Raw genomic sequence first — 21155 nt, 5'->3', positions numbered from 1 at the left:
TCTATTTGAAGAGGCTGGCGCAGGCCTTCGTGTCGATCGGACCATTCAAAGCCTCTGCCAGTGCCGCAAATTGCGGCCGGTCCTTGCCGCCGCGTGGCTGGATGTTCAGCATCTCATCTTCGGGCCACCAGTCCCCGGCGGCCCAATAGGCCCAGCCGAGCCAGACATCCGCATTTTTCTCGACCGTCGAGACCATTTCCTTCGCAGAAGCAATGCAGGCCGGATCGGCGGGGACCCCGTACTCACCCAGAAACCCTCTTCTGCCGTTGTCCCTCAGCCATTGGGAAAGCTTCGCCACAGCAGCGACAGCCTCCGGCCCTCGGGAACAATCCCGGTTGGTGCCGGAAAAATCCTTGTCTGAATACTGGTGAATTTCGATGGCGTAGCGATTGCCAGGATCCTGGAAGCGGCCAAGAGCCTCGGCGTTCGCGCCGCCATACCAATCGCCAAACCAGCTATGGGCACCCGTCCATGCCGTGCCCGGGACGAGAATGAGGTTCTGCGCGGCATTCTTGCGGATGGCAGACGTGGCGGCATTGGCGGCATCCACCCAGTCCTTCGCGGAAATCCCGTGCGGTTCGTTCATCAACGCGAAGATCACCGAGGGATCCGACTTGAATAGAGCAGACAGCCGCACCCATAAATCCACGAAACTGGAGACAGGCACAGCCTTGGAACCGATGAGTTGCCCACGATAGCGCGCGTAGTTATGCGGATCGAGTACGACCTTCAGACCGAGCGCCCGCATGGAGGATACCGTTTCGATCAGGCGCTCCAGTTCAGCCTGATCGAACGGAGCATCGAGTTTCGGCTGAAGCCGCTCCCAAAGGAAGGGCAAGCGAACAGACGTAAAGCCCTTCTCTGCAAAATAGCTGATCGTCTGCTGGCTCGGATAGGCATAGGCCTGACCATGCAGACCACCGACCGCGCCAAACTCGGCACCGGCCAGATTGATGCCGCGCAGGCAAGTACCAGCCGCCAAGGTCTCGGGTGCCGCCACAGTTAAGGCCAGTAAGCCAGCGATCGCCTCCCGAACCTGCATGTGCTCTGATCCTTGTCCCATTGCGTGTCAGCAAACTGGCCCAATCCCTGAATGGTCGCAATGATAGCCGGATCGGAGACGCTATTGGAGCGATGTATGGTCAACAAATCATTTATAGGGTTGCGACCTCACAGCACCCCGCGCCTGTTCAGCGCAACAGAATAGACGCTGGTGGAGGCTGTGATGAACAGCACGTGCCTGTGCCTGCCACCAAAGCAGACATTCGATACGACCTGCGGAATTTTGATCTTTCCGAGCAAGCGACCTTCTGGCGAAAGGCAGTGGACCCCATCTGCCGCCGAAGACCAGATATTGCCGTCCGTATCCAGCCGAAAACCGTCGGCACAACCGGGCTTGATGCTGTGCAGCACCTCACCGCCAGAAAGTGACCAGTTCTCTCCCACATCGAAGGCGCGAATGTGTTGCGCGTCCCCGGAATGCATGCGGCCGGTATCTGCCACATAGAGCCGCTTCTCATCCGGACTGAAGGCGAGCCCGTTCGGGCAGTTGAAGTCGGTCAGAACCGCCTTGATTTCACCGTTCGGATCGATGCGATAGACATGGCAGGCCAGTTCCTGCTCCGACTTTTCGCCCTCATAGTCCATGGCAATACCGTAATGCGGATCGGTGAACCAGACAGCACCATCGGACGCGACGATAACATCATTGGGAGAGTTCAGCCGCTTGCCCTGATAGCTGTCCGCCAATACGGTGATCGATCCGTCACGCTCGGTTCGGGTCACCCGTCGCGTCAGGTGCTCGCAGGTGATCAGGCGCCCCTCCCGGTCGCGTGTATTGCCGTTCGAATAGCTGGAAGGAGCGCGGAATACCGAGGTGCCGACGCCCGGTATCCAGCGCATCATCCGGTTGTTCGGAATATCGGAAAACAGCAGGCAGTTCAGGTCTCCGAACCACACCGGTCCCTCCACCCAGTCAAAGCCGGTCGCGATCTCCTTTACCGGGGCATTCCCCAGCACGAAGCGCGAAAAAACCGGTTCGACGACCTCGAAAAACGACATGAACTCATCCTCCCAACCGTTGTATCTGACCTCGATCAAGAGAATCGGATCTGTGCCTTCATGGCTTTGCTTCTATCCGAGGCTATCTCAAATGCCGAGATCGCATCGTCAAGCGCGACCGTATGGGTGATCAGCGGCTTCACGTCGATAAGGCCCTTCTGCATCAGCCCGACACCCACAGCAAACTCCTTATGGAAGCGGAAGGAGCCGCGCAGCTCCAGTTCCTTTGCGGTAATCGCCATCATCGGCAGGCTCATGTCGCCGCCAAGACCCAGCTGAACAATGACGCCACGCGGGCGAAGGGCTGCAATGCCGCCTGCAAGCGCAACGGCCGCTCCCGAGCATTCGTAGAGCACATCGAACGTGCCCTTGTCGGCGGAATAGGCGGTGAGCGCCTCCGGCTCATCCTTTGTGTTGATGGTCCGGTCGGCACCGGCGGCCTTTGCCATTTGAAGCGTGAAATCGGAAAGATCCGTCGCCACGATTTCCGCGGCACCTGCACGTCTGGCCGCAAGAATGGAGAGCAGGCCAATCGGGCCACAGCCCGTGACAAGCACCCGCTTGCCCAGCATTTCGCCCGCCCGCCGCGTTGCATGCAGCGTGACCGCCAGAGGCTCGGCCATCGCCGCCTCGCCCGCAGAAAGCCCGTCTGCTGGCACGCACTGAATGGCATCCGCCACCAGACTTTCACGGAAAGCCCCCTGAATATGCGGGAAAGGCATGGCGCTGCCGTAGAACCGCATATTCAGGCATTGGTTATGCAGGCCCTGCTGGCAATAGCGGCAGGTGCGGCATGGCCTGGACGGCGAAACCGCCACCAATTGGCCGATCTCCAGACCGCTCACGCCTTCCCCCAGTTCCTCGACATAGGCGGAAACTTCATGGCCGAGGATCATCGGCTCCTTCAGGCGAACCGTGCCGAACCCACCGTGATTATAATAGTGAAGGTCGCTGCCGCAGACGCCGCCGGTCGCCAGCCGCAGTTTGACCTCACCTCGACCGGGCGATGCAGCCGGGTGTTCTTCAATGCGCAGATCCTTCGCCGCGTGTGCAACAATTGCTCTCATGGTTCTGTCTCCTCAAATCACCGGCGTCAGTAGGGCGCGTCCATCAAAATGCGCCATCAGGTTATCGCGAACCAGCTGGCCCATGGCCTTGCGGGTTTCCACCGTTCCAGATGCGTGGTGCGGCTGCAACAGAACATTATCGAGTGCCAGGAACCGCGGGTTCAGCTTCGGCTCGCCCTCGAAAACATCCAGCGCCGCCGAGCCGAGTTGCCTGCTTTCCAATGCCTCCAGAAGCGCCTCTTCATCAATATTCGAGGCGCGCGAAATATTGATCAGCATGCCTTCCGGTCCAAGAGCCTCAATAACAGCGCGGCCCACAATGTGCCGTGTCTCGGCAGATGCCGCCAAAGTGACGAACAGGAAATCGGATCGCCGCGCCAGTTCAACCGGATCGCTCACAAACTCCATGCCTTCTGCGTATGGCTTGGCAGATACATCGCTATAGGCAATACCCATATCGAAGCCCCTGAGACGCTTGGCCACCTCAAAACCGATACGGCCAAGGCCCAGAACACCCGCCTTGCGGCCCCAGACACGGCGCTTGAGCGGATAGAGGCCCTTGGCGGCCCAACTTCCATCCTTCACCCAGGTTTCCGCGCCGATGATGCCGCGCGATTGTACCAGCATCATGGCAATGCCCAGATCAGCCACGTCATTGGTCAGCACATCCGGCGTGTTGGTAACGCGGATACCGCGCTCACGGCAGGCCCCCAGATCCACAGCATCATAGCCCACGCCATAGACGGAGATGACTTCGAGGTTGGGGCAGGCCTCGATCATGGTCCTGTTGGCGCCCAGTTCTCCACGAGTCGCAATGCCGCGAACCTGCGGACCGACCTGTGACAGAAATGCCTGCTTATCCTCGGCCTCAAAATAGCGGTGAACCTGAAAAGCCTCATTCAAAGGCTCCTCGTCCCATTGCGGATAGGGTCCAACCTGCAGGATGTGCGGTTTCGCCATTGCTAAAATTCCTCCACGAAAATCGTCTTGACACTTGATGTTATCGATAACATAAACGCACAAGATGACGGTTGTCGAGATGCAAGAGGGAGGAAAACATGTCGCTTGCACTTTTTGATCTGAAGGGCCGTCGGGCGCTTGTCACGGGTTCTTCGCAGGGAATCGGCTTTGCCCTGGCAAAGGGAATGGCGGATGCGGGAGCCGATCTCGTGTTGAATGGCCGCGATCCCGCAAAGCTTGCCGAAGCCGCAAAACAGTTTTCAAAGCCGGTCCAGGTTCTGAACTTTGACGTTACGGACCACGGCGCAGCGCGCGAGGCAATCGATCGTTTCGAGGCTGAACATGGTGCCATCGATGTGCTCGTCAACAATGCGGGCATGCAACATCGCGGTCCCCTGGAAGACTTCCCGGAAGACGCGTTCGAGCGGCTGCTGAAAACAAATATTTCCAGCGTTTTCCATGTTGGCCAGGCCGTTGCCCGCCACATGATCAAGCGCGGCCGTGGCAAGATCATCAACATTGCCAGTGTGCAGACGGCGCTGGCCCGCCCCTCCATCGCGCCTTACACTGCCACCAAGGGTGCCGTGGGCAACTTGACCAAGGGCATGGCGACGGACTGGGCGAAGTATGGTCTCCAGTGCAATGCCATTGCACCCGGCTATTTCGATACCCCGCTGAACGCAGCGCTGGTCAGCGATCCGGCCTTCACGTCCTGGCTGGAAAAACGCACGCCTGCCGGACGCTGGGGCAAGGTAGAAGAACTGGTCGGCGCCTGCATCTTCCTGGCATCCGACGCCTCCACCTTCGTCAACGGCCACATCCTCTATGTGGATGGCGGCATCACGGTGTCGCTCTGATGGCGGATATCCAGAAGTTCGTCATCATGGGTGTGTCCGGCTCCGGCAAGTCATCGGTCGGTGCAGCTCTTTCGGAAAAGACCGGCGCGCCTTATGTGGATGGCGATGACCTTCACCCCAAAAGCAATATCGAGAAGATGAGTGCGGGGATTCCGCTGACCGATGAAGATCGTTGGCCCTGGCTTGCCGCTGTGGGCGAACGGCTGGGCAGTCATGAGGGGAAGATCTTCATCGGCTGCTCTGCCCTCAAGCACTCCTATCGCGATCTGATCCGCGAGAAGGCGGGAGAGCCTGTGCTCTTCATTCATTTGACTGGCGCGAAAGAGGTGATTGCCGAGCGGATGAAGCATCGTCCCGGACATTTCATGCCGACTTCCCTGCTGGATAATCAGTTCGCGACGCTGGAACCGCCGGGAGAAGGCGAACTGTCTGTCGGTGCCGATATCGGGCAACCTCTGGATGAGGTGGTCCGGGACATTCTGAACAAGATCGGAAGGAACTGACGATGAGCAACCGGGTCGCCCTGATCGGCGCAGGCGCAATGGGTGGGGCGATCGGTCAGCGCCTTGCCGAGACGGGTCAGCATTTGACGGTGTTCGACCCGGACCCGGCCAAGATCGCAGCACTTGAGGCCTTTGGCGCCAAGCGTGCTGCCAGTGCGGCGCAAGCCGCGTCCGTTTCGGATTTCGTCATCCTCAGCCTCAATGCGCCAAAGATTGTTCGGCTGGCGGTATTTGGCGACAAGGGTGTCGCGGCAGGCGCGGCTCCCGGCACCCTTATCATCGACATGTCGTCCATCGACCCGGACGCGACAAAGGAACTCGCGGCAGAGGCGGCTGAAAAGGGCTTGCGCTGGGTGGATAGCCCGCTTTCCGGCGGCGCACCGAAAGCCCTCATTGGTCAGTTGACGCTGATGGCGGGCGGCAGCGAGCAGGATGTGAGCGATGCCCACAAGGTTCTCTGCCATGTTTCCTCCAACTACACCCATATGGGGCCGGTTGGGGCAGGGCAGACAACAAAGCTCATCAATCAGGTGCTGTGCGGCTTGAACTTTCTGGCTGTGGCCGAGGCCACGCAGCTGGCGCTGGATGCCGGGGTCAATGCTGCCAAGATTCCGCAGGCGCTCAAGGGCGGACGTGCTGACAGCGCCATCCTGCAGGAATATATGCCGCGCTTCGTGACCAAGGATTATCGGCGCACCGGTCGCATCGACAATATGGTGAAAGATCTGAACGGCGCGCAGGATCTCGCTCGCCGCACCAACACCGCCATGCCGCTGACCGCCGTGTGTGCGGAGGTGCACCGCATGCTGACGGCTGCCGGACTTGGCGGCGAGGATCAGGCAGCGCTGATGGAATTTTTCACGGGAGCGAAGAGGGAGATTTCGCCATGATTACGCGCTATGCCTTGTTTGAAGGAACTGTAAAACCGGGCCAAACGGAAGCCTTTCGCGCCGCTGTGATGGATGAAATCTTGCCGAAGTGGAAGCAGTTTCCAGGCGCGCTTGATGTGCGGGTGTCCTTCGCGGAAGCCAGAGATGATGGCGCGCCGGAATTCCCGATGATCCTTGCCGTCAATTATCCCAGCATCGAAGCCGTCGAACAGGCGCTGGCAAGTCCTGTGCGAACCGAAGCGCGGGCCGCGACTGAAAGCGTGCTGTCACGTTTCTTCGATGGCCGCATTCATCATCATGTGACGCTGGCCAACGAATTTCCGCTTTGATTGACGGATCATCGGTGTTACCCGCCACCTCCACTTGCGCCGGTTCAATAAACAGGCTCTAGTTGGATGGTATCGATAACAAAGGCGTTTGATGAGCCAGATCCGTAAACCGCCCACCATGGCGGACATCGCGCGCGTCACCGGCGTTTCGCCGATGACGGTTTCGCGTGCGTTCAAGACGGACAGCCTCATCAGCAAGGAAACGCGGGACGCCATCCTGAAAGCCGCAGAAGATCTGGGCTATGTGTTCGATGCCACGGCGTCGAACCTGCGCTCACAGAAAACCGACTTTGTGGCCGTCACGATCCCTTCGATCAACAATGCCAACTTTGCCGATACGGTGGGCGGACTTTCCGAAACGCTTGCTGCCCGCAACATGCAGATCCTGCTCGGTTATACCAATTACGACATGCAGGAAGAAGAGCGGCTGATCGAGCAACTGCTGCGTCGTAAACCGGAAGCCATTGTGGTGACGGGCGGAAAACACACCGCGCGCGCCCGCAAACTGCTGGAAAACGCGCCCATTCCCGTAATCGAAACATGGGATGTTCCCGCTGAGCCTATCGGTCACTTCGTGGGCTTTTCAAACGCCGGTGTGGTGCGCGGCATGGTGGATCATCTCGTTCGCTCAGGCTATAGCCGTATCGCTTTCATCGGCGGCGATGTGGGGCGCGATACGCGCGGCAGCGACAGACGCCAGGGCTTTCTGGAAGCCATGCGCCAACACGGGCTCGATACGTCCCGGCTGATTGCAGCCGGCCCACCGCCCATTTCCATGCGGGAAGGCGCCAATGCCATGGCGCGGCTTCTGGAACAGTTTCCCGACACTGAAGCCGTGATCTGCGTGTCGGATCTCTCCGCCTTCGGTGCCTTGACCGAATGTCAGCGGCGCGGCCTGCGCGTGCCGGAGGACATCTCGATCGGCGGCTTCGGCGCCTATGAAATCGGCAGCATTTGCGTGCCGACACTCACCACGATCGATGCGCACGCGCGCGATATCGGGCGCAAGACCGGCTCCCTGCTTCTGGATATTCTCGACGGCAGGCAGGATGTGGGCGATGTGCTCATCGAGCCTCAACTGATCGTTCGCGAGAGCACCCGCTGATTTACAAAATCCTATGGAAATCAAAAAAGGCGCGATCCACTTGAAGGACCGCGCCAGGCAGGAGGTAAGGCTGCAGGCTTTGCTTATTTGCCCCAGATCTTCTTGTAGGCGTCGCGATAGCCGTTATCCGGGTCGAACGTATTCTTCGGGCCACCGTCGAATTCAACATTCTGCGTCGTCACCACATGCAGCGGCGAAACGTAACCAGACCATTTTTCGCCTGCGAGCGCACGGTTCAACTCGTCCACCAACTGCCAGCCCTGGAGGTTCAGCGGCTCGGCCACGGTCACTGCCTGATACTGCTTTGCACGGATACGCTGGTAAGCGCCTTCCGAACCATCGCCAGCTGCAACCGCCTTCGGCGCGCCATCACCCTTGATGCCGACCGCTGCCAGTGATGGGCCCATGAAGTCGAAATAGATATCGTTGATCGCCAGCGAATGCGTCCACTTCGCCCCGTATTTCTGCAGAAGCGTCGTCGTCAGCTGCGGCATGCGCTGGGATGTTTCGGCAATGGGTGTATCGACATATTCGAGAACGGTTCCGCCGAGCTTTTCGATCTCCTGCTTCATGCGGTCCGCCTTGGCAATCGCGATGGCATAGGTGGAGTCTGTGAAGATGACGACGCCCGGCTTGCCGGCTGCATCAACAAAGGCCCAGTTGGCAGCCGCTTTCGACACTTCCATGGCGTCCGTGGTAACGTTGGCAAATACACCGACTTCGTCAACCGGCCCGACAGCAGATGCAGCGTGCCAGGAGACCATGGGCAGTTTGGCCTTCTTGGCGGCTTCCATGGCTGGCTTCTGCTCCACAGCATCGAAGCCGTTGATAATGATGCCATCCGGCTTCAGCGTCATGGCCTGACCGAAAGCGGCGGTGCGGCCGTCGATCGAGCCTGCACCGTCAAGAACAGTCACCTTCCAGCCGATTGCCTTTGCTGCCTCCTGGATGCCGTTAGTAACACCCAGAATACCGCCGTTCTTCATATCGGCGGCGAGGATAACGATGGTCTTGGACGCTTGTGCCTTCGGCCCCGTTGTCGGGCCATCCCATTTCTCGACCTTGCTCGCATATTTCGCGACCATGGCTTTCGCATCTGCCATGGCATCGGCCAATGCGGGACCGGCCATGACAACCATGCCAAGGGCAGTCGTCAGCTGAAGAAAATGTCTGCGCTTCATGTTATTCTCCTCCCACGAGAAACTCTACGCGTTGAATTCAATTGGATGCTGTTGTCTTTGCGGGCTCGGCTGGCGGTGCCTTTGCGGCGAAGCCCTTCCTGCGCTGCGCATATCCTGCGATGCCGATGGCGACGAGAAGCGTGACGCCATTGAACAGGGGCTCCACGAAGAACGATCCGCCAAATTGCTGGATACCGGCAATGCCGACGGCCAGAATGATAACGCCAATCATCGTTCCCCAGACATTGACGCGGCCCGGCTTGATGGTCGTCGACCCGAGGAAGGCACCAACCAGTGCTGGCAGCAGATATTCCAGACCCACGCTCGCCTGACCGATCCGCAGCTTGGATGCCAGGAGAACACCTGCGATTGCCGACAGTGTTCCCGACGCGATGAAAGCGGCCATGACGAAGCGGCGAACCGGAATGCCGTTCAGCGCCGCCGCTTTCGGGTTGGCACCAATCGCATAGAGATAGCGGCCAACCGGCGTATATTCGAGGATGATCCACATGGCGACGGCCAGCACCAGCACATAGAAACCGGTGATCGGCAGCCCGAGAAACATCGTGCTGTTCAGAGCATAGAAGCCTTCTGGCAGCACACCGATCATCTGACGTCCACCCGTATGCCACAGCGCCAGCGCGTAGATCACCGTGCCTGTCCCGAGTGTCGCAATGAAGCTGTCGATCTTCGCTACTTCAACGAGAATACCGTTGAGAAGGCCGGTGAATGCCCCAAGCGCCAGAACGACAAGCACCGCGACCGGCCATGGAAAACCATACATTGTCTGCAGGCTGATCGCCAGAATGTGCCAGAGCACGATGCCGTAGCCGATGGTGAGATCAATGCGCCCGCAGGCCATCGGGATCATCGCGGCCAACGAAAGAATGGCAATGATGGTCTTCGCTGCAATGATCGAGCGCAGGTTCAGGATTGTCGGAAACGTATCCGGCAGCAGCAGCGAGAAGAGCACGATCAGCAGTGCGGTCAGGATCACCAGACCATAAACCGGTAGAAGGCGCTGTGCTTTCTCGAGACGGTTCAACCCGGCGAGTTCTGTTTTGGTCGGCTCAAGCGCCGTCGACTGGATGGAGTTCAAGGCGGTTCCTCCCCTTTCAGGCCGCTTCGGATGCGGATGCCGCTGCAATGACGGCGGATGTTGTGAGATCGGTACCAGACAGCTCGCGGACGATCTGTCCACGCGAAAAGATGAGGGCACGGTGGCAAATGTGGGCGATTTCTTCGAAGTCCGTCGAGATGACGAGAACCGCCAGGCCGGACTCGACGGCGGAGGCGATCAGGCGATAGATATCGGCCTTGGCGCCCACATCGACGCCGGCTGTCGGATCTTCGGCAATCAATAGCTTGCGGTTTGTCGCCAGCCAGCGCCCGACGACAACCTTCTGCTGGTTGCCCCCGGAAAGCGCTTCGATCGCAAGGCTCTGATCGTTGGGCCGCAGGCCGACCTTATCTCCCAGCGTCGCCGCCTCGCGGGCCTCGTCGCCAGGTGTCTTGAAGGTGAAGAGACCCCGTCCGGAGGCGGATGGATTGATGTAGGTGTTTTCCCGCAGCGACAGCGACAATGCGACCGACTCTTCCGTTCGGTCTCTGGCAATAAGCCCGATGCCGGACTTGATTGCCGTGACCGTGCTGGAGAGATCGGGGGTCTCGCCATGAATACGGACATCGCCGCGATAGGCCTCACATCCGAAAAGCGCGCGTCCGATCAATTCCTGCCCCGCTCCGCGAAGCCCGACAAGACCCAGCAATTCGCCCTCTCGAAGGTCGAAGCTTACTGGTCCCGCACCGCTGCACATCAGGTTGCGGACATACACAAGCGTCTTGCCCGCCTTGTGCTCCGCTTTCGTGAAAAGCTGGTCGGCCTTGCGACCGACGATCATGCGGATCAACTCGTCCGGATTGGTTTGCTGAACGGGCGTCTGGCCGACAAGGCGACCATCTCTCAACACGGCAACGCGATCCGCGATACGGAAGATTTCATCCAGACGATGAGAAACATAGATCATGGCAACGCCACGTTCCTTGAGCGGACGGATGGCGTTGAAAAGCCGCTCCACTTCGTCGGCAGGCAGACTGGCCGTCGGCTCATCGAGCACGAGAATATCAGCCTCGACAGCCAATGCACGGGCAATGGCAACGAGCGATTTTTCCGTTCTGGTCAGGTTCTGGACGCGTGTCGATGGATCGAAATCACAGCCGACCAGCTTAAGCGCTTCCGCGGTACGCCGCTCCGTGGCGCGCCAATCGATGAGCTTTCGGCGCATCGAAAAACCCTGGGCCAATCCCACATTCTCGCCGACAGTCATCCATTCGATCAAACCCAGATCCTGATGGATGAAGGCAACCGGCTGGCGCTCATTGGGCTTGGGCGGGCGATGGCTATAGGGCTGGCCGCGAAACAGGATCTCGCCGCCATCTGGCTTGAAAATCCCGGCCAGAGTCTTGATCAGCGTGGATTTGCCGGCGCCGTTTTCGCCAAGAAGCGCCAGAATTTCGCCTTTGCGCAGGTCCAGCGAGACATCCGTCAGCGCTTTGGTCCCGCCGAAGACCTTTGAAACATTCCGGAATTCCAGCAGCGTTTCGTCGTTCATCAGCTCCTCCCAAAGCTCATGTTCAAACACTATGTTATCGATAACATTACGTCAAGCGATGCACCCATATTCGTTCTTTATAAGTTTTATGTCTCTGATATCGCGTTGTTATTTTTCAAAGTCGCACGCTTTGGTCTTCCATAATGCGTGCGCCCTATCCTTCCGCGATCAACCGGTAACCGACGCCTGGTTCCGTCTGAACGATGCGAGGTTCGGCTGGATCGCGTTCGATCTTTTGCCGCAACTGACCGATGAAGACGCGCAGATAATGCAGATCGTCACCATGGGCCGGCCCCCATACCGCCGTCAGAAGCGTTCGATGGGTCACAACTTTACCTGCGTGGCGCACCAGAAGGATCAACAGATCATATTCCTTCGGAGTCAGGTGGATTATGTCCTCTCCGCGCGTGATCTGACGCCGCACAGGGTCTATACGCAGTCCGTCCGCCTCCAAAATGGCCGGAATTGCGTCCGGCCTGTTCCTGTGGCGAAGCGCTGTGCGAATACGCGCCGTCAGTTCACCGATGCGGAAGGGCTTCTCGACATAATCGTCGGCACCGAGATCAAGCGCCAGAATCTTTTCGCTCTCCCTGTCGCGCGCCGACAGGATGATGATCGGAACGTCGCTCCAGCCGCGAAGGCTCGTCACAACATCCTTGCCGTCCATATCGGGAAGACCAAGATCGAGAATTATGAGATCCGGAGCCTGCGTGGCTGCGGCCTTCAGCGCCTCGGTGCCATTGACAGCCTCCAGAACGTCATAGCCGGCTGCTGTCAACGCAGGCCTCAGAAAGCGCTGGATTTGGGGTTCGTCGTCGACGACAAGAATGCGCGAAAGGTTCATGCCTCGACCATATCTGCATTACCCGCCACAGGGAACCGCATCACGATCCGCGTTCCCCTTTTGCGTATAGCCGGGCTCTCGGCATGGATCGTGCCATTCATCGCGTGTACGAAACCCCGCGCAATCGAGAGACCGAGACCTGTGCCGGGCGCCCTGCCATCGGCCTTGCCACGGCGATAGAATTTTTCAAAGACGCGCTCCAGTTCCTCGGCGGGAATTCCGCGCCCGAGATCGGTCACAGAGATGACGATCTCGTCGTCATCCTGACGGACATAGACGGCAACAGGTTCGTTGCCACCATATTTGATCGCATTGTCGAGCAGGTTGAAAAGAACCTGGCCCAGAAGCACGCTGTCGCCCCGGATGAGCGAAAGGGTGGGCGCCACCCGTGTCTCGATCTGGCGGCTGGGGGCATATCTGCGCGTGCGTTCCACGGTAGAATGTACGACGTCCGCCACATCCACCCAGTCCTGCTTCGGTTTCAGGCTTCCCGCCTCGATCCGGGTCATGTCGAGCAGGTTTGCCACAAAGCGGCTCATCCGCTGCGATTCTTCCTCTATGGATTGCAGAAGATCCCGTCGCGATTCTGGATTCATTTTGTCGCCCAGCTCGATCAGACTGCTGGCTGATCCGGTGATCGTGGCGAGCGGCGTGCGCAGGTCGTGAGAAATGGACGATAAAAGAGCTTCCCTGTAGCGCTCGCCTTCAAGCTGCGCTGCCTGCTGGATTGTTTCTTCGGAGAGACGGGCGCGATCGAGCGCGATGGCTGTCTGATCCAGCACCGCCGACAGCGATCGCTCCGATGCCGGATCGACATCATCCTTGTCATAGGCGATGCCGCACACGCCCACGATGCCATGAGGGCCAAGAAGCGGGCGAAACTGAAAACGGCTGTTTGGCAATGTGCCGGTCGCATGACCCGCGGCCTCTCGTTTCGCTTCCGCCCAACGCGCCGCAGCCATGTCGGTCACGTCCAGTTCTGTATCGGGCGGCCAAGCCGCCGTGACGCTCAGCTCTCCCGCAGACAAGGTCAGGAAGACAACTGGCCGCTTGAGGCTGGCCTGAAGTTGCGACACGGCGAGCCAGATCGCATCATCGCGCTTGTCTGTACCCGCAAGCTTGCGTGAAAAATCATAGAGCGATTGCAGGGCGGTCGCACGGGTTCCCGCGACATTGGCCTGTTCGCGGATCCGGGAGGCAAATCCGCCGGAGATGATGGCAACGGCTAGGAAGACAAAGAGAGCGAACACCTCATGCGGCGCTGCAATCGTGAAGGTATACAGAGGGTCGATGAAGAAGAAATTATAGGCGAGCGTCGAAAGGGAGGCCGCGATCAGGGCTGACACATAGCCTCCGATTGCCGCCGAGCCAAGAACGCCCAACAGGAAGACGAGCGAGATATTGGGCAGATAGATGATCGTGTCGATCAGCTTGCCGATTGACGTTGCGACCGCCACGAACGAGGCCGCTATCATAGTAGAGCGCGGCAATCCTACCACGGAGAGCGCAGGAAGCGGAATTTTCCTGGCCGCTTTTTCCTGTCGATCGGCCGTTACAAAATGAACGCCGATCCCGGCTGCACGCCTCGCAAGTTCATCCGGCAAGGAGCGTTTGAGAAGACGCGAAAGGCCGCCTCGCTTGCGCACGCCGACAACAATCTGCGTTGCATGCTCCCGCTTGGCAAGTTTCAGGATTTCTTCGACATAATCCTGACCGATCACCCGGCGCGTTTCCGCACCCAGTTGTTCCGCCAGGCGAAACAACGCTTCCAACTGGCGCAGCGTATCCGCTGTCTCCAGTTCACGGTCGGCCCTCTCGATGGATACGACGATCCACGGCGCGTTCAGACCGGACGCAAGGCGGCTGGCGACCCGAACCACCCTGGCTGACAGCTCATCTGCTCCGACACAGACAATCAGCCGCTCACCCGTGGCCCATGGTCCATCGATTGCGTTCTGCCGCAGATAATCAACCATCTGATCATCCACACGGTCAGCGGTCCGACGCAGGGCCAGCTCGCGCAGAGCCGTCAGATTGCCGAGGCGGAAAAATCGGTCAACCGCACGGCTTGCGCTTTCCGGCAGGTAGACCTTTCCCTCCTTCAGCCGTTGTATGAGCTCCGTCGGCGGCAGATCTACCAGCAGAACATCGTCGGCCCGCTTCAGCACGATATCAGGCACGCGCTCGCGCACGACGATGCCTGTAATCTGGCCCACCAGATCCGCAAGGCTTTCCAGATGCTGGATATTCAGCGCAGTCCAGACCTCAATACCGGCAGCCCTGAGCTCTTCTATGTCCTGATAGCGCTTGGGGTGGCGGCTACCCTCCGGGTTCGAATGCGCAAGCTCATCCACGATAATGATCGCCGGCTTTCGGGCGAGCGCAGCATCGAGATCGAACTCTTCCAATACTCGGCCCCGATGGCTGATGCGACGGCGGGGCAAAACTTCCAGATCGTCCACAAGCGCTGCGGTCTCGCTTCGGCCATGGGTTTCCACCAGACCGACGACAACATCGACACCATCGGCACGCAGCCTTCTTGCTCTGGAAAGCATGGCATAGGTCTTGCCCACGCCGGGTGCCGCCCCCAGAAAAACGATGAGCTTGCCCCGGCGGTCCTTATCCGCCAGGGCAAGCAGTGCATCGGGGTCAGGGCGGCGCGGATCGCCGCGATCGTCGTCCGTCATTCGTCTTCGTCTCTGTCGATTCTCAGGACTTCATTTCATCAAGAGCCAGATTAAGCTCTAGCACATTGACACGCGGTTCACCGACAAATCCCAGGTCGCGACCTTCGGACAGTCGCGAAAGCAGACCCTTCAGGTCGGCTTCATTGACGCCACGCGCCTTGGCAACGCGTGCCACCTGCGCTGCAGCATAGTCCGGGGAAATATGCGGATCGAGCCCGGAGCCGGACGTGGTCACCGCATCGGCGGGAACCGGTGAGGCAATGCCCGCCGCACTGAGCCGCTTCACATCCGCGTCGACACGATCCTTCAGCTTGGCGGAGGTCGTACCGAGGTTCGAACCACCGGACGCCGAGGCCGAATAGGGATCCGGGCTCGTGGCAGATGGACGCGGCCAGAAATAGCGGTCGCTCGTGAAATTCTGACCGATCAGCCGCGAGCCGACGATCTGACCGTTGCGCTCGATCAGGCTCCCCTGCGCCTGTTGTGGAAGCAGAGCCCGACCTATGCCGGTGACAGCCAGCGGATAGGCAAGTCCCGTCACCAGTGTCAGGAGGAACAGAAGAGTGATTGCAGGTCTGAGATGGTTGATCATGTTTACACCAGATGAAGCGCGCTGACGGCAACATCGATTGCCTTGATGCCGATGAAGGGCAGGATCAACCCACCCAGCCCGTAGACCAGCAGGTTGCGTCGCAGCACACTTGCGGCACCGGACGGCCGATAGGTAACACCGCGCAGGGCGAGCGGGATCAGCGCAATGATGATGAGCGCATTGAAGATGACGGCGGAGAGAATGGCCGATTGCGGAGAGGCCAGCCCCATGACATTCAGCGCGCCGAGGGCCGGATAGGTTGCGACGAAAAGCGCCGGGATGATGGCGAAGTATTTCGCCACGTCATTGGCAATGGAAAACGTCGTCAGCGCCCCGCGGGTCATCAGCAATTGCTTGCCGATCTCCACGATTTCGATGAGCTTGGTCGGACTTGAATCAAGATCCACCATGTTGGCGGCTTCGCGCGCAGCCTGCGTCCCGGTCTGCATGGCAACACCCACATCGGCCTGCGCAAGCGCTGGGGCATCGTTCGTGCCATCGCCACACATGGCAATCAGACGACCGCCCTGCTGCTCGCGTCGGATGTAGTTCAGCTTATCTTCCGGCGTTGCCTGAGCGATGTAATCATCAACCCCTGCTTCTGACGCGATCGCCGCAGCCGTCACAGGGTTGTCGCCGGTGACCATGACCGTACGAATACCCATGGCGCGCAGAGCTGCGAAACGCTCCTTGATGCCAGGCTTGATGACATCCTTCAGATGGATGGCGCCCAGCAACCTGTTGCCGTCTGCAACAGCCAGCGGCGTGCCACCGCTTCGTGCAATCATGTCGACCGCGCGGCGGAACTCTGCCGGAGCCTCGGCATCCGTCACACCGGCGAATCTGAGGATGGAATCGACGGCACCCTTTCGAAGTCTTCGACCATCCCGATCAACGCCCGAAAGCCGTGTTTCGGCGGTAAATGCAATGATCTCGTCGAACCGCTGCTCTGGCATAGCAATCCCGAACTCACCCGTCGCAAGCGCGACGATGGAACGGCCTTCAGGTGTTTCATCGGCAAGGCTGGCCAGCAGTGCGGCTTCTGCAAGCTGTTGCTGTGTCACACCGGGGGCCGCAAGAAAATCACTGGCCATGCGATTGCCGAAGGTGATGGTTCCGGTCTTGTCCAGGAGTAGCGTATCGACATCGCCCGCCGCCTCTACCGCACGTCCGGACGTTGCAATGACGTTGAAACGGACCAGACGATCCATGCCCGCAATGCCGATGGCCGACAAAAGCCCGCCAATCGTCGTCGGTATCAGCGTCACCAGGAGCGCCGAAAGAACGGTGATGGAGAGGATCGTCGCCGAATAGCCCGCCAGCCCCCAGATCGCGACACAGACAAGCAGGAAGATCAGTGTCAAACCTGACAAGAGAATCGAGAGCGCGATTTCATTCGGCGTCTTCTGGCGTTGCGCCCCTTCGATGAGTGCAATCATGCGATCGACGAAGGATGAACCGGGCGCGACGGTAATCCTGATCCGCAACTCGTCGGAAAGCACCTGCGTCCCTCCCGTCACGGCGGAACGATCGCCACCGGATTCGCGGATCACGGGCGCGGATTCGCCAGTGATCGCACTCTCGTTAACCGATGCAACCCCTTCAATGACCTCGCCATCGCCGGGAATGAGTTCACCCGCTGCGACGAGCACGATGTCGTCAACCTTGAGGCTGGTCGCGGCAACGCTTTCCTCGCCACCGTTCGATGTCAGGCGCCGGGCCGTCATTTCGGATTTGGTTTTCTTCAGACTTTCCGCCTGGGCGCGGCCCCGGCCTTCTGCAACGGCTTCCGCGAATGTTGCAAACAGCACGGTGAACCACAGCCAGGCGGCAATCTGCCCGGAGAACCCGGCTTGCCCGTTTCCAACCACGAGATCGCGAAGAAACAGGATGGTAACGACTGCAGCCACCGCCTCAGTGACGAAGATGACCGGGTTACGCAGCAATTGCCGCGGGTTCAGTTTCAAAACGGAATCCCGCATGGCTGGCAGAAGAATGGCAGGGTCGAGAAGGCTCTGCGCCTTATGATCCTTTGACATGGTTGTTTCCTCAGAAAGTTTGGCCAGCAAGCATTGCGAAATGCTCGACGATGGGACCGAGTGCGAGCGCCGGGAAGAACTGCAAACCTCCCAGGATCAGGATGATCCCGATCAGCAGGCCAACGAAGAGCGGGCCATCGGTTGGAAAAGTTCCTGCGGACGCCGGTGTCTTGACCTTGGCGGCAAGCGAGCCCGCGATGGCCATGACAGGAATGACATAGGCGAAACGACCGAGCAGCATGGCGATTCCGAGCGTCGAGTTGTACCAGAGCGTATTGCCGGAAAGGCCACCGAAGGCAGAGCCGTTGTTCCCGGCAGCAGACGTGTAGGCGTAGAGAATTTCCGAGAGCCCGTGTGGGCCCGCGGTTCCGATGCTTGCCACCGCAAACGGCAGCATGACCGAGATCGCCGTGAAGCCAAGGATCACCAGTGGCAGGATAAGAACCGCCAGCATGGCAAATTTCATTTCGCGGCCTTCGATCTTCTTGCCCAGGAACTCCGGTGTCCGGCCAACCATCAGCCCCGCGACGAAGACGGAAAGAAGCGCAAAGACGAGCATGCCATAAAGACCGGAGCCGACGCCGCCCGGCAGAACTTCGCCAAGCTGGATCAGGAACATGGGTACGAGACCGCCGAGACCCGTGAAGGAGCCGTGCATACCGTTGACGCCACCATCCGACAGGCCTGTGGTCACGGCCGCGTAAAGCGCCGTCATGGCTTGGCCAAAGCGAACTTCCTTGCCTTCCATATTGCCTTGCGCAGCATCGACGCCGAGACTGGTCAGGATGGGATTGCCAGCGGCTTCTGCCCAGTAGGTCACGGCGACACCAGCGATCAAGAGAACCGCCATGGCCGTGATCAAGGCCCAGCCCTGACGCCTGTTCCCGACCATTCGCCCGAACGTGTAGACGATCGCGGCGGACAACGAGAGCATGGAAAAAATGTTGAGGTAGTTGGACCAGGCCGTCGGATTCTCGAACGGATGTGCAGCGTTCGCATTGAAAAAGCCACCGCCGTTCGTGCCAAGCTGCTTGATGGCTTCCTGAGACGCAACGGGACCGAGGGAAATGACCTGTTGGGCACCTTCCAGAGTGGTTGCGGTCGCAGAGGCATCCAGCGTCTGTGGAAGGCCCATGGCCACGAAGCCAAGCGCGATGGTGAATGCGATGGGCAGAAGAACGTAAAGCGTGGCACGGGTCAAATCGACCCAGAAATTTCCAAGCGTGGAAACCTTGGAGCGAGCCAGCGCGCGGGTCACCGCCATCGCAAGCGCCATGCCGGTGGCAGCCGACAGGAAGTTGTGAACCGTAAGGCCCGCCATCTGGCTGAAATGGCTCATCACCGCCTCACCGGCATAGTTCTGCCAGTTGGTGTTGGTCACGAAGGACACAGCCGTGTTGAACGCCAAATCTGCCGGAACCGCCGGAAAACCCTGCGGATTGAGCGGCAGATAGGCTTGCAGGCGCAGGATCGCATAGAGCGAGACGAAGCCTGCGAGCGAGAAGGCGAGCATGGCGAGCGTATAGGACAGCCAGCCCTGCTCCTTGTCCGGGTTGATACCGGCCAGACGATAGAAACCGCGCTCGAAAGGGCCGCCGAGTTTGGTCGCGAGATTACGCTCGCCCTCGAAAACCTGCGCCATGTAGACACCCAGCGGCTTGATGGCGATGGCGACGAATAGGAAAAGGAGGCTGATCTGCAGCCACCCGACGATTGTCATGAGACTTCTCCTGGGAAATCAGAAGCGTTCGGGACGCAGCAGCGTAACGACGAGATAGACGCCGAGAGCGAGAGCGACGAGAAGGCCGAAAAGGGGTTCCAGCATGGGTTGGACCTCACAGCCGGTCGAGCGCGCGGGCATAGAGCGCCAGCACGCCAAGCGTGCCGCAACCCAGCACGAGGAAGATGAAATCGAGCATCGCTATTCTCCTGTTGATGCAGGAGAATGATTAGGCGCTGAACCCGTCAGGTTTCGATTGGGAAGAATGCTGCCTCATGTAAGGAAAACATAAAGACCGCCCAGATCAGCCGAACGTACGATCGGCAAGCCTCGGCAGCATCAGGCGAAAGGCAATGCTTCGTGCACTTTGGAAGACGAGAAGAGCCATCCACAGACCGTGATTGCCGAAAAGCGGCTGCAGCACAGCCCAGGTCAGAATGTAGGTCGCCAGCGAGGCAACCATGAGATTGCGCATCTGCCGTGACCATGTGGCCCCGATATAGACGCCATCCATCTGGAACGCGATGACACCGAGAATTGGCAAGGCCAGCATGTAGGGAAGATAGGCGTGCGCGAGGGCGGCGACGTTTCCAGTGGGTGCCAGCACATCGATCACCCAGCCTGCACTCAGCATAAAGGCCAGAGAAACAATCACTGCAAAGACGAGACCCCAGATGGTCGTGAGACGAATAACCTGATCAAAGGCCGGGCGGTAGCGGGCGCCTACCGCCTTGCCGGCCAGTTGTTCCGCTGCAGTCGCCACGCCATCCAAAAATGCGACACCGAAGAAATAGTAGCGCAGCAGGATCGTATTTGCCGCAAGAATATCGATTCCCAGCGTGCCGCTCTGGCGTGTGAAGAAAGACAGGCCGATCAGCAATGCAAAGGAGCGGATCATCATATCGCCATTGACGGAGAAGGATCGCTGAAAGCTTTTCAGCCCCGGAAGCTCCCAGGCCAGCCGGTCTGTCTTGACCAGAATGAGGATGCCTCCGAGAAGCGCCGTTGCACCTTCCGCCACGAGCGCGGCAATCGCGACGCCTTCCACGCCCCAACCAAGCCGCATCACGGAGTAATAGCTGATCCCCGCATTCAGGACGTTCAGGAGAGTTTGCAGAATCATGCTCCACATCGCCTCTCCACGACCGATGATCCAGCCGAAGGCGACGAAATTGAAGAGCACAAGCGGTGCCGACCATATACGCCAGTGAAAATAGATGGCGGCAGCTTCGGCCACAGCGCCCTCGGCACCCAGCACGCCAAGACTGAAGGCTCCAAGCGGACCTTGCACCAGAAGAAGAAGCAGGCCGGACACAAGCGCAACGATCAAGCCGCTCGCCAGCATCCGGTTTTCGTCAAGCTTGCTGCCAGCCCCAACGGCCTGCGCCGTGAAACCGGTCGTCGCGGCGCGCAGGAAATTGAATGTCGTGAACATCACGTCGAAAATGACGGAGGCGAGGGCAACGCCTCCAACCAGATTTTCGTCGCCAAGCTGGGCGATCACGCCCGTCGCGATCAACCCGGCCAAGGGCGTCGATAGATAGGCGATCATCATGGGAAGCGAGATGCGCAGTACATCCCGGCTTTCCACGGTGAAAGCACGCGCCGTTTGGCTTTTGTCGGTCACTGTGTCTGCTCCTTGCCTCTGATCGAGACGTGATGTCGATCATTTGCGCGGAAAAGACAAATGCCAATCGTTAATCGAGGC

General features: G+C 59.3%; 20 protein-coding genes. 6 read left to right on the top strand and 14 right to left on the bottom strand.

Going from position 1 to position 21155, the window contains the following annotated elements:
• Position 1: 1 nt before the first annotated feature.
• The 4 genes from G6N80_RS06090 to G6N80_RS06075 form a co-directional block, all read right to left on the bottom strand.
• Positions 2-1042: a glycoside hydrolase family 5 protein gene (locus G6N80_RS06090; RefSeq protein WP_246251371.1), complete on the bottom strand. Its 1041-nt coding sequence runs from the start codon at positions 1040-1042 to the stop codon at positions 2-4.
• Between the two features lie 128 nt (positions 1043-1170).
• Positions 1171-2061 (bottom strand): SMP-30/gluconolactonase/LRE family protein, encoded by an 891-nt coding sequence (locus G6N80_RS06085; protein WP_165132128.1) that lies wholly within the window; start codon positions 2059-2061, stop codon positions 1171-1173.
• Positions 2062-2096: 35 nt separating this feature from the next.
• Entirely contained in the window at positions 2097-3128 is a 1032-nt protein-coding gene (locus G6N80_RS06080) for an L-idonate 5-dehydrogenase (protein WP_165132125.1), read from the bottom strand.
• A 12-nt stretch (positions 3129-3140) separates the two neighbouring features.
• The gene (locus G6N80_RS06075; protein WP_165132122.1) at positions 3141-4088 is read right to left on the bottom strand and encodes a 2-hydroxyacid dehydrogenase; all 948 of its coding nucleotides are present in this window, start codon (positions 4086-4088) and stop codon (positions 3141-3143) included.
• A gap of 98 nt (positions 4089-4186) precedes the next feature.
• Between G6N80_RS06075 and G6N80_RS06070 the strand changes: the two genes are divergently transcribed.
• The 5 genes from G6N80_RS06070 to G6N80_RS06050 all read left to right on the top strand — a co-directional run bounded on the left by G6N80_RS06070 (position 4187) and on the right by G6N80_RS06050 (position 7772).
• A complete protein-coding gene (locus G6N80_RS06070; protein WP_062556977.1) occupies positions 4187-4945 on the top strand; it encodes an SDR family oxidoreductase in 759 nt (252 codons plus the stop codon).
• Positions 4945-5448: a gluconokinase gene (locus G6N80_RS06065; RefSeq protein WP_246251370.1), complete on the top strand. Its 504-nt coding sequence runs from the start codon at positions 4945-4947 to the stop codon at positions 5446-5448. The genes G6N80_RS06070 and G6N80_RS06065 overlap by 1 nt, the downstream gene beginning before the upstream one ends.
• A gap of 2 nt (positions 5449-5450) precedes the next feature.
• Entirely contained in the window at positions 5451-6338 is an 888-nt protein-coding gene (locus G6N80_RS06060) for an NAD(P)-dependent oxidoreductase (RefSeq protein WP_062556979.1), read from the top strand.
• Positions 6335-6667, top strand: coding sequence for a hypothetical protein (locus G6N80_RS06055; protein ID WP_062556980.1), 333 nt, complete (start codon positions 6335-6337; stop codon positions 6665-6667). The genes G6N80_RS06060 and G6N80_RS06055 overlap by 4 nt, the downstream gene beginning before the upstream one ends.
• Before the next feature lie 91 nt (positions 6668-6758).
• Positions 6759-7772 carry a LacI family DNA-binding transcriptional regulator gene (locus G6N80_RS06050; RefSeq protein ID WP_165132119.1) on the top strand — a complete coding sequence of 338 codons (1014 nt, stop codon included), beginning with the start codon at positions 6759-6761 and terminating at the stop codon, positions 7770-7772.
• 83 nt (positions 7773-7855) lie between these two features.
• On the opposite strand, the gene G6N80_RS06045 is transcribed toward G6N80_RS06050, so the two are convergent.
• The 9 genes from G6N80_RS06045 to kdpF all read right to left on the bottom strand — a co-directional run bounded on the left by G6N80_RS06045 (position 7856) and on the right by kdpF (position 19552).
• Positions 7856-8953 (bottom strand): ABC transporter substrate-binding protein, encoded by a 1098-nt coding sequence (locus G6N80_RS06045; RefSeq protein WP_062556982.1) that lies wholly within the window; start codon positions 8951-8953, stop codon positions 7856-7858.
• A gap of 37 nt (positions 8954-8990) precedes the next feature.
• Entirely contained in the window at positions 8991-10052 is a 1062-nt protein-coding gene (locus tag G6N80_RS06040; RefSeq protein ID WP_137134020.1) for an ABC transporter permease, read from the bottom strand.
• Between the two features lie 16 nt (positions 10053-10068).
• On the bottom strand, positions 10069-11565 hold the full coding sequence (locus G6N80_RS06035) for a sugar ABC transporter ATP-binding protein (RefSeq protein ID WP_165132116.1): 1497 nt from the start codon (positions 11563-11565) through the stop codon (positions 10069-10071).
• A gap of 154 nt (positions 11566-11719) precedes the next feature.
• Positions 11720-12409, bottom strand: a complete 690-nt coding sequence (locus tag G6N80_RS06030) for a response regulator (RefSeq protein WP_062556985.1) — start codon at positions 12407-12409, stop codon at positions 11720-11722.
• The gene (locus G6N80_RS06025; RefSeq protein ID WP_165132113.1) at positions 12406-15096 is read right to left on the bottom strand and encodes a sensor histidine kinase; all 2691 of its coding nucleotides are present in this window, start codon (positions 15094-15096) and stop codon (positions 12406-12408) included. Before G6N80_RS06025 ends, G6N80_RS06030 begins: the two co-directional genes overlap by 4 nt.
• A gap of 22 nt (positions 15097-15118) precedes the next feature.
• On the bottom strand, positions 15119-15688 hold the full coding sequence (kdpC, locus tag G6N80_RS06020; protein ID WP_165132110.1) for a potassium-transporting ATPase subunit KdpC: 570 nt from the start codon (positions 15686-15688) through the stop codon (positions 15119-15121).
• 2 nt (positions 15689-15690) lie between these two features.
• Positions 15691-17727, bottom strand: coding sequence for a potassium-transporting ATPase subunit KdpB (kdpB, locus tag G6N80_RS06015; protein ID WP_165132107.1), 2037 nt, complete (start codon positions 17725-17727; stop codon positions 15691-15693).
• A gap of 10 nt (positions 17728-17737) precedes the next feature.
• Positions 17738-19447, bottom strand: a complete 1710-nt coding sequence (gene kdpA / locus G6N80_RS06010) for a potassium-transporting ATPase subunit KdpA (RefSeq protein WP_165132104.1) — start codon at positions 19445-19447, stop codon at positions 17738-17740.
• 18 nt (positions 19448-19465) lie between these two features.
• Positions 19466-19552, bottom strand: coding sequence for a K(+)-transporting ATPase subunit F (kdpF, locus tag G6N80_RS23565; protein WP_156379363.1), 87 nt, complete (start codon positions 19550-19552; stop codon positions 19466-19468).
• Between kdpF and G6N80_RS23470 the strand changes: the two genes are divergently transcribed.
• Positions 19551-19676, top strand: coding sequence for a hypothetical protein (locus tag G6N80_RS23470; RefSeq protein ID WP_280139228.1), 126 nt, complete (start codon positions 19551-19553; stop codon positions 19674-19676). The genes kdpF and G6N80_RS23470 overlap by 2 nt on opposite strands.
• 75 nt (positions 19677-19751) lie before the next feature.
• Here G6N80_RS23470 and G6N80_RS06000 read toward each other — a convergent pair whose 3' ends face one another.
• Positions 19752-21074: an MATE family efflux transporter gene (locus G6N80_RS06000; protein WP_246251369.1), complete on the bottom strand. Its 1323-nt coding sequence runs from the start codon at positions 21072-21074 to the stop codon at positions 19752-19754.
• Positions 21075-21155 lie beyond the last annotated feature (81 nt).

It is taken from the genome of Rhizobium rhizoryzae, assembly GCF_011046895.1.
Lineage (GTDB): Bacteria > Pseudomonadota > Alphaproteobacteria > Rhizobiales > Rhizobiaceae > Neorhizobium > Neorhizobium rhizoryzae.
Note: the sequence above shows the minus strand (reverse complement) of the source record. Positions and strands in the feature narration are given on the sequence as shown.